Origin of the sequence: Streptomyces davaonensis JCM 4913 (assembly GCF_000349325.1) — a bacterium.
GTDB lineage: Bacteria > Actinomycetota > Actinomycetes > Streptomycetales > Streptomycetaceae > Streptomyces > Streptomyces davaonensis.
In genome coordinates this window covers 4120395-4133136 of record NC_020504.1, presented here as the reverse complement: position 1 = coordinate 4133136, position 12742 = coordinate 4120395, and the positions used below count along the sequence as shown (strand labels likewise).

Annotated in this window: 11 protein-coding genes and 1 pseudogene; 7 read left to right on the top strand and 5 right to left on the bottom strand. The window is 69.5% G+C overall.

The annotated features are described in order from the left end of the window. Positions 1 to 145 precede the first annotated feature (145 nt). A complete protein-coding gene (gene groES, locus BN159_RS17890) occupies positions 146 to 454 on the top strand; it encodes a co-chaperone GroES (RefSeq protein ID WP_015658413.1) in 309 nt (102 codons plus the stop codon). A gap of 121 nt (positions 455 to 575) precedes the next feature. Beyond that, positions 576 to 2201 (top strand): chaperonin GroEL, encoded by a 1626-nt coding sequence (gene groL, locus BN159_RS17885; protein ID WP_015658412.1) that lies wholly within the window; start codon positions 576 to 578, stop codon positions 2199 to 2201. Positions 2202 to 2256: 55 nt separating this feature from the next. Here the strand turns inward: groL and BN159_RS17880 are convergent, their stop codons facing one another. The 3 genes and pseudogenes from BN159_RS17880 to BN159_RS17870 form a co-directional block, all read right to left on the bottom strand. Continuing rightward, entirely contained in the window at positions 2257 to 2964 is a 708-nt protein-coding gene (locus BN159_RS17880; protein ID WP_015658411.1) for an ester cyclase, read from the bottom strand. 70 nt (positions 2965 to 3034) lie between these two features. Next, positions 3035 to 3809: pseudogene (locus BN159_RS17875) on the bottom strand (SDR family NAD(P)-dependent oxidoreductase). A gap of 91 nt (positions 3810 to 3900) precedes the next feature. Further along, entirely contained in the window at positions 3901 to 4569 is a 669-nt protein-coding gene (locus BN159_RS17870) for an MOSC domain-containing protein (RefSeq protein WP_015658409.1), read from the bottom strand. Between the two features lie 81 nt (positions 4570 to 4650). Here BN159_RS17870 and BN159_RS17865 point away from each other — a divergent pair, with 81 nt between their 5' ends. Continuing rightward, entirely contained in the window at positions 4651 to 5586 is a 936-nt protein-coding gene (locus tag BN159_RS17865; protein ID WP_015658408.1) for a LysR family transcriptional regulator, read from the top strand. Positions 5587 to 5626: 40 nt separating this feature from the next. Here BN159_RS17865 and BN159_RS17860 read toward each other — a convergent pair whose 3' ends face one another. Beyond that, positions 5627 to 5956 carry a WhiB family transcriptional regulator gene (locus tag BN159_RS17860; protein ID WP_015658407.1) on the bottom strand — a complete coding sequence of 110 codons (330 nt, stop codon included), beginning with the start codon at positions 5954 to 5956 and terminating at the stop codon, positions 5627 to 5629. Between the two features lie 380 nt (positions 5957 to 6336). Here BN159_RS17860 and BN159_RS17855 point away from each other — a divergent pair, with 380 nt between their 5' ends. From BN159_RS17855 to BN159_RS17840, 4 genes are all read left to right on the top strand, one after another. Further along, positions 6337 to 6948: a response regulator transcription factor gene (locus BN159_RS17855; RefSeq protein WP_003948568.1), complete on the top strand. Its 612-nt coding sequence runs from the start codon at positions 6337 to 6339 to the stop codon at positions 6946 to 6948. Positions 6949 to 7280: 332 nt separating this feature from the next. Next, a complete protein-coding gene (locus tag BN159_RS17850; RefSeq protein ID WP_015658406.1) occupies positions 7281 to 7868 on the top strand; it encodes a sigma-70 family RNA polymerase sigma factor in 588 nt (195 codons plus the stop codon). 142 nt (positions 7869 to 8010) lie between these two features. Further along, a complete protein-coding gene (gene guaB, locus BN159_RS17845) occupies positions 8011 to 9516 on the top strand; it encodes an IMP dehydrogenase (protein ID WP_015658405.1) in 1506 nt (501 codons plus the stop codon). Between the two features lie 107 nt (positions 9517 to 9623). Then, entirely contained in the window at positions 9624 to 10748 is a 1125-nt protein-coding gene (locus BN159_RS17840) for a GuaB3 family IMP dehydrogenase-related protein (RefSeq protein ID WP_015658404.1), read from the top strand. 545 nt (positions 10749 to 11293) lie between these two features. Here BN159_RS17840 and BN159_RS17835 read toward each other — a convergent pair. After that, positions 11294 to 12502, bottom strand: a complete 1209-nt coding sequence (locus BN159_RS17835; protein ID WP_015658403.1) for a nucleotide sugar dehydrogenase — start codon at positions 12500 to 12502, stop codon at positions 11294 to 11296. Positions 12503 to 12742 lie beyond the last annotated feature (240 nt).

Below are 12742 nucleotides of genomic sequence, written 5' to 3'. Positions count from 1 at the left end.
GCGGTCATAGTCTCGGGTCTGGCACTCCCCCCTGGAGAGTGCCAACACACGCGACGGGCAGGTCCGGCACCCGCGACGACGGATCGACCTGGTCGCCACCTCAGACAGTTAACCCCGTGAGATCTCCGAAGGGGGAGGTCGGATCGTGACGACCGCCAGCTCCAAGGTTGCCATCAAGCCGCTCGAGGACCGCATCGTGGTCCAGCCGCTCGACGCCGAGCAGACCACGGCCTCTGGCCTGGTCATCCCGGACACCGCGAAGGAGAAGCCCCAGGAGGGCGTCATCCTCGCCGTCGGTCCGGGCCGCTTCGAGAACGGCGAGCGTCTGCCGCTCGACGTGAAGGTCGGCGACATCGTGCTGTACAGCAAGTACGGCGGCACCGAGGTGAAGTACAACGGCGAGGAGTACCTCGTCCTCTCGTCCCGCGACGTGCTCGCGATCATCGAGAAGTAATTCACTTCAGCATTTCTGCTTTTCGAGCTGCGCCCCGGGCCCCCGCGACCTTATGAAGCCGGGCGTCAGGGGCGCAGTTCGCTTTTTCACCCACGTTTTCCGAGAGGGCTGAACCGCTCCCATGGCGAAGATCCTGAAGTTCGACGAGGACGCCCGTCGCGCCCTCGAGCGCGGCGTCAACAAGCTGGCCGACACGGTCAAGGTGACCATCGGCCCCAAGGGCCGCAACGTCGTCATCGACAAGAAGTTCGGCGCGCCGACCATCACCAACGACGGTGTCACCATCGCCCGTGAGGTCGAGGTCGAGGACCCGTACGAGAACCTCGGCGCCCAGCTGGTGAAGGAGGTGGCGACCAAGACCAACGACATCGCGGGTGACGGCACCACCACCGCCACCGTGCTCGCCCAGGCGCTGGTCCGTGAGGGCCTGAAGAACGTCGCCGCGGGTGCCTCCCCGGCGCTGCTGAAGAAGGGCATCGACGCGGCCGTCGCCGCCGTGTCCGAGGACCTCCTCGCCACCGCCCGTCCCATCGAGGACAAGGCCGACATCGCGGCCGTCGCCGCGCTGTCCGCCCAGGACCAGCAGGTCGGCGAGCTCATCGCCGAGGCGATGGACAAGGTCGGCAAGGACGGTGTCATCACCGTCGAGGAGTCCAACACCTTCGGCCTGGAGCTGGACTTCACCGAGGGCATGGCCTTCGACAAGGGCTACCTGTCGCCGTACTTCGTGACGGACCAGGAGCGCATGGAGGCCGTCCTGGAGGACCCCTACATCCTCATCAACCAGGGCAAGATCTCCTCCATCCAGGACCTGCTGCCGCTGCTGGAGAAGGTCATCCAGGCCGGTGCCTCCAAGCCGCTGCTGATCATCGCCGAGGACGTCGAGGGCGAGGCCCTGTCGACCCTGGTCGTGAACAAGATCCGCGGCACCTTCAACGCGGTCGCGGTCAAGGCCCCCGGCTTCGGTGACCGCCGCAAGGCGATGCTCCAGGACATGGCGATCCTCACCGGCGCCACGGTCATCTCCGAGGAGGTCGGCCTCAAGCTCGACCAGGCCGGTCTGGATGTGCTGGGCTCCGCCCGCCGCATCACCGTCACCAAGGACGACACGACCATCGTCGACGGCGCCGGCAAGTCCGAGGACGTCGTGGGCCGCGTCGCCCAGATCAAGGCCGAGATCGAGAACACCGACTCCGACTGGGACCGCGAGAAGCTCCAGGAGCGCCTCGCGAAGCTGGCCGGCGGCGTGTGCGTGATCAAGGTCGGCGCCGCCACCGAGGTGGAGCTGAAGGAGAAGAAGCACCGTCTGGAGGACGCCATCTCCGCGACCCGCGCCGCGGTCGAGGAGGGCATCGTCTCCGGTGGTGGCTCCGCTCTGGTCCACGCCGCCAAGGTGCTGGACGGCGGCCTCGGCAAGTCCGGCGACGAGGCCACCGGTGTCGCCGTCGTCCGCAAGGCCGTCGTCGAGCCGCTGCGCTGGATCGCCGAGAACGCCGGCCTCGAGGGCTACGTCATCACCTCCAAGGTCGCCGAGCTCGACAAGGGCCAGGGCTTCAACGCCGCCACCGGCGAGTACGGCGACCTGGTCAAGGCCGGCGTCATCGACCCGGTGAAGGTCACCCGCTCCGCCCTGGAGAACGCCGCCTCCATCGCCTCCCTGCTGCTCACGACCGAGACCCTGGTCGTCGAGAAGAAGGAAGAGGAGGAGCCGGCGGCCGCTGGTCACGGTCACGGCCACGCTCACTGACGTACGTCAGCTGAAGGCCCGGCATCCGCGAGGGTGCCGGGCCTTCGCGTTGCCCCTACTGCTCCAGCGCGTCCAGCGCGCCCAACTGCTCCATCAGCCCGAGCCGGTCGTACTGCCACCAGCCCTCGGCGATCTTCCCGTCCGCGGTGCACCGGTGGACGGTCGTCCCGGTCATGGACACCTGCTTGCCGGTGGCCGCGATGCCCATGAAGTCACCCTTGTGCAGGCCGTTCCAGGTCCAGCGGGTGCACACCCGGTCGCCCTGGGCCATCTGGTCCTCGATGGTGAACGAGAAGTCGAAGGCGCCCCGCCACATCTCCGCCTCGCGCCGGATCGCGTCCATCCCGATGTTGTCTTGCGGGTTGGCCGGATCGTGGTCGTGGTAGTCCTCGATCAGCACGTCGTTGAAGGGGGGCAGGTCCCCCTTCGCGGCCAGTTCGTCGAAGAACCGCCGCGCGGTCGTCGCGTACAACTGCTCGTCACGCACGACGTCCAGATCGGTGAACGTCGGCATCTCGTCGCACAGGGCGACCATGTCCCGGAAGATCTTGTCGGTCTCCGGCAGGTTCGAGTTCCGCATCGCCTCCTCGTACGACGGGAACTCCACGATCTCGATGAAGTGCGACGCGTCGGACCGGTCCTTGCCGATCACGTTGTGCGTCGCGGTCCGCTTCCCCTTGGTCTGCTCGACCCACGTGTCCATCAGCCGGTTCATCTCGTCGAACCGGCTCGTCTTGCAGTCGATGAGCTGTACGAACGTCATGGCGCCGCCTCCGTCCCCCGGGGGTCCGGTCGAACAGCACCATTGTCCTCCGGTTGTGCGCGGGCGCGCCCTACTGAGGCCCGTACTTGCGGCCCGTTCTGGATGTGATCCCGCCGAGCATCCCGCGCGGGACGACCTTGGTGACGCCCATCAGCACCTTGTACCGGGGGTCCGGGATGGACACCGTCCTGCCGCGCGCCAGATCCGCGAGACCCGCCGCGGCCCACCTTGTCGGCGTCCAGCCACATCCACCCCGGGATGTTGTCCGTGCCCATCCCGGCCCGCTCATGGAACTCGGTGCGCACAAAGCCGGGGCACAGCGCCATCAGCCGCACCCCGCTGCCGGCGAGGTCCTTCGCCGCGCCCTGGGTGAACTGCACGACCCACGCCTTGGAGGCGCCGTAGGTCCCGCGGGGCACGAAGGCGGCGACCGAGGCGACGTTGACGACCCCGCCCCGGCCCCGTTCGCGCATCGCCCCGGCCGCGGCCGACGTCAGCCGCAGCACCGCCTCGCAGTGCACCTTGAGCATCTTCAGCTCATCGGCCATCGAGACGTCGAGATAGCGGCCCTTGTTGCCGAAACCGGCGTTGTTGATCAGCAGGTCGACGGGGCTGCGGCGGTCGGCGAGCCGGTCGGCGACCGTCTCGATGCCCTTGTCCGTCGCCAGGTCCGCCGTCAGGACCTCCGCCTCGATGCCGTGCCGGTCGTGCAGCTCGGTCGCCTGCTCGCGCAGCCGCTTGGTGTCCCGCGCGACCAGGACGAGGTTGTGCCCGTCGGCGGCCAGCCGCCGCGCGAACGCGGCGCCGAGGCCCGCGGTCGATCCCGTGATGAGAGCCGTTGTCATGGCCCAAGATTAGTGACCCGGATCAACGGAATCCGCTTTCTGTCCGCCTCCTTCCCAGGACCCACCCACCCCGCCGCCATGTGGCGGCATGTCAGTTCCCGAACTTCGCCACGTACTTCCGTGCCGTGTCCAGCTCCTCCGGATGCAGCGCTTCGCCCGCCGCCAGCACCCGCGGCAGCAGTTCCCGCTGCGTGGTCGCCGCCCGGAACGCCAACGCCACCGTCACGTCGTGGTCCGGCCGGTGCACTATCTCGACGGCGTCGCCCGCCCGCACCTCGCCGGGCTCGATCACCCGCAGATACGCGCCCGGCGCCCCCTTCGCCGTGAACCGCTTCACCCAGCGCTCCTCACCGATATGGGCCTGGAACGTACGGCACGGAATCCGCCCGCTGGTCACCTCCAGCACCAGCTCGGGCCCGACCCGCCAGCGCTCACCGATCAGGGCACCGGAGACATCCAGGCCGAGCGTCGTGAAGTTCTCGCCGAAGGAGCCATTGGCCAGCGTCCGGCCCAGCTCCCGCTCCCAGTCGTCCAGGTCCTCGCGTGCCATCGCGTACACGGCCTGGTCGTTCCCGCCGTGATGGCGGGTGTCGCACACGTCGTCCCCGGCCAGACCGCTCGCCCCGGTCCCCTTCGGCCCCGGCGCCGTCACCCGCACCGGCCCTTCGACCGGCCGCTTGTCGATACCGGTCACGCCCTCGGGGTGGTCGGTGTAGGGGACGGACGTCCGGCGGCCGAGATTGAGAGAAAGAAGCTCCATGCGAGAAACGGTAGGCGACGGACGGTCAAAGCGTTGGTGCATTAATGGGCGCCGTATCAAAGGACCGCTTATCCTTGAGACGTGATCGAGGCCCGACATCTCCGAGTGCTGCGCGCCGTCGCCGCCACCGGCTCCTTCTCCGCGGCAGGGCGTGAGCTGGGCTGCACCCAGCCCGCCGTCAGTCAGCAGATGAAGGCGCTGGAGGCGTCCGTCGGCACCCCGCTGCTGATCCGCAGCGGCCGCGAGATGCGCCTGACCCAGGCCGGCGAGGCCCTCGTCCGGCACGCGGCAGGGATCCTCGCCGGACTCACCGCCGCCGAGGAGGAGGTCGCCGCCATCGCGGGCCTGCGCGCCGGACGGGTCCGCCTGGTCTCCTTCCCCAGCGGCAGCTCCACCCTCGTCCCCGCCGCCCTCGCCGCCCTGCGCGCCGCCCACCCCGGCACCCGCGTCTCCCTGGAGGAGGCCGAGCCGCCGAAGTCGGTGGAGCTGCTCCGCGAGGGCGACTGCGACCTCGCCCTCGCCTTCCGCTACGAAGGGGCGGCCCAGGAAGGCGAATGGGACGACCTCGTCGTACGGCCCCTGCTCACCGACCGCCTCGTCGCCCTCGTACCGGAGCGTCACCGGCTCGCCCGCGCGGAGTCCGTGGCCATCGGCGAACTCGCCGCCGAGCCCTGGATCGCCGGATGCCCGCGCTGCCGCGGCCAGTTGGTCGAGGTGTGCGAGGGCGCCGGCTTCACTCCCCGCATCGACTTCGCCACCGACGACTACCCGGCCGTGGTCGGCCTGGTCGGCGCGGGCCTCGGCGTGGCCGTTCTGCCCCAGCTCGCGGTGGAGTCGGTACGCCCGCGCGGGGCCCGCATGGTGACCCTGGAACCGGCGGTACGACGGGAGATCGTCGCCCTCACCCTGCCCGACCTCGCCCAGGTTCCGGCGGTGACGGCGACCCTGGAGCAGCTCGCGCGGGCGGCGCACCGCCAAGTGCGGGACGCCCGCGAGCGGTTGGCGGCGCAGAAGTAAGGGCACGCGTGCGCGTGCCCTGAGTTGAAGAAACGTTACTTCAGTTGTTCGAGGCGGTCTCGCCGCCGCCGGCCGACGCCGACACCAGCCGGTGGCGCGCCCGCCCCATGAGCTCTTCGCGCTCGTCCTCGGTCAAGCCGCCCCACACGCCGTACGGTTCGCGCACCGCGAGCGCGTGCGCCGCGCACTGGGCACGAACCGGGCACCTCATGCAGACCTCCTTGGCCGAGTTCTCACGTGCGCTCCGAGCCGCACCGCGCTCGCCCTCCGGATGGAAGAAGAGCGAGCTGTCCACCCCGCGACAGGCAGCCAGCAGCTGCCAGTCCCACAGGTCCGCGTTCGGTCCGGGAAGGCGGGAGAAATCTGCCATTACGTGACCCCTTGTAGCCGTTCTGGGCGGATACGGTGTCCACGACCGTACAACTACGATCTAAGGAGATGAAAATATGACTCATTGCGAATCTAGCCTCAGACACCAGCAAAAGGGAAGAAAAAGGGCCGAATGGGGCATGGCTTGTGATGAAAGCTTGAGGGTCTGCCCTGCATGTCTGCACCGTGTCGGTGCCCTCACGTAGAGTGCCGAAGACGACGCACGGCCCCGTAACTCTTTCGAGTGACCGTCGTTGAGAGTGCGGAGGCGGTTGAAGGAACAAGCGCTCGGGCAGGCGTCCGAGACGGTCGACCGCACAGGTGACGATTCGTACCAGCCTGGAGGCTCAAGGTGACGTGCATCAGCTGCGGAGGGCGGCCATGACATCCGTCCTCGTCTGCGACGACTCCCCGCTTGCCCGAGAGGCGCTCCGCCGTGCGGTGGCGACCGTGCCGGGCGTCGAGCGTGTGACGACGGCGGCCAACGGCGAGGAAGTCCTCCGCCGCTGGGGCGCCGACCGCTCCGACCTGATCCTGATGGACGTGCGCATGCCCGGCCTGGGCGGCGTCGAGACCGTCCGGCGACTGCTGTCCGCCGACCCCGGTGCGCGCATCATCATGCTCACCGTCGCGGAGGACCTGGACGGGGTCGCTCTCGCGGTGGCCGCGGGCGCCCGGGGGTACCTGCACAAGGACGCCTCGCGTGCGGAGCTGCGGGCGACCGTGACCCAGGCTCTCGCCGATCCGACGTGGCGGCTCGCCCCGCGGCGGCTGCGGTCCGCGGAGATGGGGGCGGCACCTACGCTCACCGCGCGTGAGATCCAGGTGCTGGAGGGTATGAGCCACGGGCGGTCGAACGCCGAGATCGGGCGCGAGCTGTTCCTCTCCGAGGACACGGTCAAGACGCACGCTCGTCGGTTGTTCAAGAAGCTCGGCGCTTCGGACCGGGCGCATGCCGTGGCGCTCGGCTTCCGGTGGGGTCTGGTTCGTTAAACGCCTCACCGTGAGTGCCGCGTTGTGTCGTACTGCGGCCGCGGGTTCGTCGTGGCTGGTCGGGCCCACGCGGCGGTAGCCGCATATGGATGCTGTCCCGCGCCCCTTAAGGGGCGCGGATGCTCGGCCCGTCGAGAGGCGCCGGCGGCGCCCGGTGCTCGTTTCGGCGCGGATGCCGCATCCTTGGAGATGTGGAGTCTCTCGGGGACGAGTCGGTCGAGCGGAAGGGGAGGGCGCAGGAGATGAGTTCCGGCGCACCTGCTCATAACGCTTCGGTGCACAACAATGGACGCGGTGCCACGGACCGCGAGGCCGCAAGGCACCATGGACCGATGCGCGACGACGAGGCGGCCACTGCCGCAGGGGCGATCGGTGCACTCGTCCATCGCGCCGTAGACGGGGACGAGCAGGCCACGCACGACCTGCTCGCCCATGTCCACCCCCTCGCACTGCGCTACTGCCGCACCCGGCTGTCCCGGCTCCCGGGCGATGCCCGGCACTTCGTGGAGGACCTCGCGCAGGAGGTCTGCGTCGCCGTCCTGCTCGCCCTGCCGCGCTACCGCGACACCGGCCGCCCCTTCGAGGCCTTCGTCTTCGCCATCGCCGCGCACAAGGTCGCCGACCTTCAGCGCGCGGCCATGCGCCACCCCGGATCCACGGCCGTGCCCTCGGACGAGATGCCGGAGCGGCCCGACGACTCCCTCGGCCCCGAGGAGCGCGCCCTGCTCAGCAGCGACGCCGAATGGGCCAAGAAACTGCTGGCCAACCTGCCGGAGAACCAGCGCGAGCTGCTGCTGCTGCGGATCGCCGTGGGGTTGACCGCGGAGGAGACGGGTCAGATGTTGGGAATGTCACCCGGAGCGGTGCGCGTTGCCCAGCACCGCGCGCTGAGCAGGCTCCGGGCGCTCGCGGAGCAGTAACCGGCCCTTGGTTGAACAGGCGCCGCCTCGACTCCGTACGAACATACGAAGCCCGGGGTCACCCACAACCGTGGAATTTGCTACCCCCGCTTCCCGTTAGCATGGACATCCGCACCGATCAAGGCCATTTGGGGAAGGTGTCATGACTGCCAACGTCGACGGAGTGCCCGCCAAATTCGCGACACTCGGGCTGACCTACGACGATGTGCTGCTGCTGCCGGGCGCGTCGGACATGGCGCCCGATGACATCGACACCGCCTCGTACGTCTCCAAGAACGTGCGGGTGAACATCCCGCTGCTGTCCGCCGCCATGGACAAGGTCACCGAGTCGCGGATGGCGATCGCGATGGCCCGCCAGGGCGGCGTCGGCGTACTGCACCGCAATCTCTCCATCGAGGACCAGGCCAACCAGGTCGACCTGGTCAAGCGCTCCGAGTCCGGCATGGTGGCCGACCCGATCACCGTGCACCCGGACGCGACCCTCGCCGAGGCCGACGCGCTCTGTGCCAAGTTCCGCATCAGCGGCGTCCCGGTCACCGACGGCGACAAGAAGCTCCTCGGCATCGTCACCAACCGTGACATGGCCTTCGAGACGGACCGCTCGCGCCGCGTCCGCGAGGTCATGACGCCGATGCCGCTGGTCACCGGCAAGGTCGGCACCACCGGTGTCGAGGCCATGGAGCTGCTGCGCAAGCACAAGATCGAGAAGCTGCCGCTGGTCGACGACTCGGGCGTCCTCAAGGGCCTGATCACGGTCAAGGACTTCGTCAAGGCGGAGCAGTACCCGAACGCCGCGAAGGACGCCGAGGGCCGCCTGCTGGTCGGCGCCGCGGTCGGCGTGGCCGGTGACGCCTTCGAGCGCGCCCAGGCCCTGATCGAGGCCGGTGTCGACTTCATCGTCGTGGACACCGCGCACGGTCACTCCCGGCTGGTCGGCGACATGGTCGCCAAGATCAAGTCGAACTCCTCCGGCGTCGACGTCATCGGCGGCAACATCGCCACGCGCGACGGCGCCCAGTCGCTGATCGACGCCGGTGTGGACGGCATCAAGGTCGGCGTCGGCCCCGGCTCCATCTGCACCACCCGCGTCGTCGCCGGCATCGGCGTCCCGCAGGTCACCGCCATCTACGAGGCGTCCCTCGCCGCCAAGGAGGCCGGCATCCCGGTCATCGGCGACGGCGGCCTCCAGTACTCCGGCGACATCGCCAAGGCCCTGGTCGCGGGCGCCGACACGGTGATGCTCGGCTCGCTGCTCGCGGGCTGCGAGGAGTCGCCGGGCGAGCTGATGTTCATCAACGGCAAGCAGTTCAAGTCGTACCGCGGCATGGGCTCGCTGGGCGCCATGCAGTCCCGCGGCGACCGCAAGTCGTTCTCCAAGGACCGCTACTTCCAGGAGGGCGTCGCCTCCGACGAGCAGCTCGTCCCCGAGGGCATCGAGGGCCAGGTCCCCTACCGCGGCCCGCTCTCCTCGGTCGTCCACCAGCTGGTCGGCGGTCTGCGCCAGTCGATGTTCTACGTCGGCGGCCGGACCGTGCCGGACCTCCAGGCCAACGGCCGGTTCGTCCGCATCACCTCGGCGGGCCTGAAGGAGAGCCACCCGCACGACATCCAGATGACGGTCGAGGCGCCGAACTACAGCCGTAAGTAGTCACCGCTGCTTCGTCAGGGCGGCCCCGGGATGCTCCGGGGCCGCCCTTGCCGTGCCCGTCGGCGATACTGGTAGACGCTGCAACGCATCAGGGAAAGGCCACAGACGTGACTGAGATCGAGATCGGGCGCGGCAAGCGCGGCCGCCGGGCGTACGCCTTCGACGACATCGCCGTCGTCCCGAGCCGCCGTACGCGAGACCCGAAGGAGGTCTCGATCGCCTGGCAGATCGACGCCTACCGCTTCGAGCTGCCGTTCCTGGCCGCCCCCATGGACTCGGTCGTCTCCCCGGCCACCGCGATCCGCATCGGCGAGCTCGGCGGCCTCGGCGTGCTGAACCTCGAAGGCCTGTGGACGCGGTACGAGGACCCGCAGCCGCTGCTCGACGAGATCGCGGAGCTGCCCACCGAGGCCGCCACCCGCCGCCTCCAGGAGATCTACGCCGCTCCCATCAAGGAGGAGCTGATCGGGCAGCGCATCAAGGAGGTGCGCGACTCCGGCGTGGTCACGGCCGCCGCGCTCTCCCCGCAGCGCACCGCCCAGTTCTCCAAGGCGGTCGTCGACGCGGGCGTGGACATCTTCGTCATCCGCGGTACGACGGTCTCCGCCGAGCATGTCTCCGGCTCGCACGAGCCGCTGAACCTGAAGCAGTTCATCTACGAGCTCGACGTCCCGGTGATCGTCGGCGGCTGCGCCACGTACACCGCGGCCCTGCACCTGATGCGCACCGGCGCGGCGGGCGTCCTGGTCGGCTTCGGCGGCGGCGCCGCGCACACCACGCGCAACGTCCTCGGCATCCGCGTCCCGATGGCGACGGCGGTCGCCGACGTGGCGGCGGCCCGCCGGGACTACATGGACGAGTCCGGCGGCCGGTACGTCCACGTGATCGCGGACGGCGGCGTGGGCTTCTCCGGCGACCTCCCCAAGGCCATCGCCTGCGGCGCGGACGCCGTGATGATGGGCTCCCCGCTGGCCCGCGCGACCGACGCGCCGGGCCGCGGTCACCACTGGGGCATGGAGGCGGTGAACGAGGAGCTGCCGCGCGGCAAGAAGGTGGACCTCGGCACGGTCGGCACGATCGAGGAGGTCCTGACGGGCCCCTCCCACACTCCCGACGGCTCCATGAACTTCTTCGGTGCGCTGCGTCGGGCGATGTCCACGACCGGGTACAGCGAGCTGAAGGAGTTCCAGCGGGTCGAGGTGACGGTGGCTGATTCGCAGCATCAGCGGTAGGCGTTGCGGCGCCTGAAGGGGTCGGTTGCCCGGTGGGGTGAGCGGCCCCTTTTGCGTGCCCAAGGGCGCCGGTGGGGCGCGTTTGGCGAGGTGGGGGCGTGCGGTTGCGTTCGGGGCGAATGTGGGCCGAACGGGCGTAGTGGGGCGGTAGTGTCCTTGATCGGCGACCCGCTCTCTGGGGCGCCCCCTTCCAAGGAGCACGTATCCGGACCCGATTGCCCGGGGCCCGGCCCGGAGCTCCAATGGACCGCCCCACCGGGTTAACGGGCGGCGTCATGGAAGGGGGCGTGCCCATGGGCCGTCACCGCAAGCCCACCCGCTGGGACCGGATTCGTCTTCGGATGATCCAAAGCCGGAGGAGGTGGGTTCTTCGGATCTTTGGCTGGTGAGCGGCCGCCCCCATAAGAGCTAGGGGCGGACACCCGTAATCCAGCCAGGAGCCTGCCGCAGCAACCCCTGCGGTGGGCTCCACCTGTGTCCAAAGTACCGGCGCCGGGTGCCGCACGCCACCAACCCCGAGGCTCAGTAACCCCGCGCGCCCCTCTTCACAACCTGTGCGCCGCCCCTGTAGGCGTAGCCCCCCGCGTATCCAGCAGCAGCTGCGCTTTCACCGAAAGCCCCTGCAAGTCGTACGTCCGATGCTGCTGGAGCAAGATCGTCAGGTCCGCGTCGGCCGCCGCCTCGTAGAGGGAGTCCGCTCGGGGGAGTGGGCGGTCCAGGACGGTCCAGGACGGGATGTGGGGGTCGTGGTAGCTGACGGAGGCGCCGAGGCTCATCAGGCGGACGGCGACCTCCTCGGCGGGGGTGGATTGTTGGTCGGCGAGGTCCGCCTTGTAGGTGACGCCGAGAAGCAATACGCGGGCGCCTCGCGCCGACTTTCCGTGCTCGTTCAGGAGGGTTGCCGCGCGCTGGACGACGTAACGGGGCATCTGGTGGTTGACCTGCTGGGCGAGTTCGACCATGCGCAGGGTGCGGCCGGTGTGGCCGGTCAGGTCCTGGGGGACGCTGTGGCCGCCGACGCCGGGGCCGGGGCGGAAGGCGTGGAAGCCGAAGGGCTTGGTCTCGGCGCAGCGGATGACGTCCCAGAGGTCGACGCCCAAGTCGTGGCAGAGGACGGCCATTTCGTTGACGAGGGCGATGTTGACGTGCCGGAAGTTCGTCTCCAGGACCTGCACCGTCTCCGCTTCTCGTGGTCCACGCGCGCGTACCACCTTGTCGGTGAGACGGGCGTAGAAGGCGGCCGCCGATTCCGTGCAGGCGGGGGTGAGGCCGCCGATCACCTTCGGGGTGTTGGCCGGGGTGAAGTCGCGGTTGCCGGGGTCGACGCGGCTGGGGGAGTAGGCGAGATGGAAATCGCGGCCCGCGCGTAGGCCCGAGCCCTCTTCGAGGAGCGGGCGCAGCAGGTCCTCGGTGGTGCCGGGCGGGACCGGTGACTCCAGGACGACCGTGGTGTGCGGGCGCATCCGGCCGGCCAGGGTGCGGGCGGCGGACTCCACTTGGGTGAGGTCGAGCCCGCCGTCCGCACCGCGCGGGGTCGGCGCGCAGATGACCGCGGTGCGCACGCGCCCGAGTTCGGCCGGGCTGGTGGCGTGCCGGAAGCCCGTGGCGAGCATGCGGCGCAGTTCGGCGGGGCTGAGGGAGCCGGATTCGGGCCCGGTGCGATACCCGAGCGTGGGGATGCCGGCGGCCACGGCTGCCTGGGCCAGGGGCAGGCCGTACGGGTTGAGTCCGATGACGGCGAGATCTGCGGGCATGGCGTGGGCCGTCCTTCCCAGTAACCGAAGCGGGACAGGTGCGCAAGCCCTGTGGACAGAATGAGCGAGCGCAATGTCAGACTAGGAGTAAATATGACCGAAATACGGGATTGATCACCTGTGTCTTTCTGGCGGGTGGGCGACACCCGGCGGACAGGTCCGTGAAAGTTGTCCACAGGCTGGGGGCGACTGGTGGCTGAAGTCGGGCAACCCGGTCAGAATTTGGGCATGGGGGATTCG

What these genes read in the sequence shown, in the direction of transcription:
- BN159_RS17850 (WP_015658406.1), top strand. Translation starts at nt 7,281, where the DNA reads ATGCGCGACGACGAGGCGGCCACTGCCGCAGGGGCGATCGGTGCACTC.
- groL (WP_015658412.1), top strand. Translation starts at nt 576, where the DNA reads ATGGCGAAGATCCTGAAGTTCGACGAGGACGCCCGTCGCGCCCTCGAG.
- BN159_RS17870 (WP_015658409.1), bottom strand. Translation starts at nt 4,569, where the DNA reads ATGGAGCTTCTTTCTCTCAATCTCGGCCGCCGGACGTCCGTCCCCTAC.
- BN159_RS17880 (WP_015658411.1), bottom strand. Translation starts at nt 2,964, where the DNA reads ATGACGTTCGTACAGCTCATCGACTGCAAGACGAGCCGGTTCGACGAG.
- guaB (WP_015658405.1), top strand. Translation starts at nt 8,011, where the DNA reads ATGACTGCCAACGTCGACGGAGTGCCCGCCAAATTCGCGACACTCGGG.
- BN159_RS17855 (WP_003948568.1), top strand. Translation starts at nt 6,337, where the DNA reads ATGACATCCGTCCTCGTCTGCGACGACTCCCCGCTTGCCCGAGAGGCG.
- BN159_RS17835 (WP_015658403.1), bottom strand. Translation starts at nt 12,502, where the DNA reads ATGCCCGCAGATCTCGCCGTCATCGGACTCAACCCGTACGGCCTGCCC.
- BN159_RS17860 (WP_015658407.1), bottom strand. Translation starts at nt 5,956, where the DNA reads ATGGCAGATTTCTCCCGCCTTCCCGGACCGAACGCGGACCTGTGGGAC.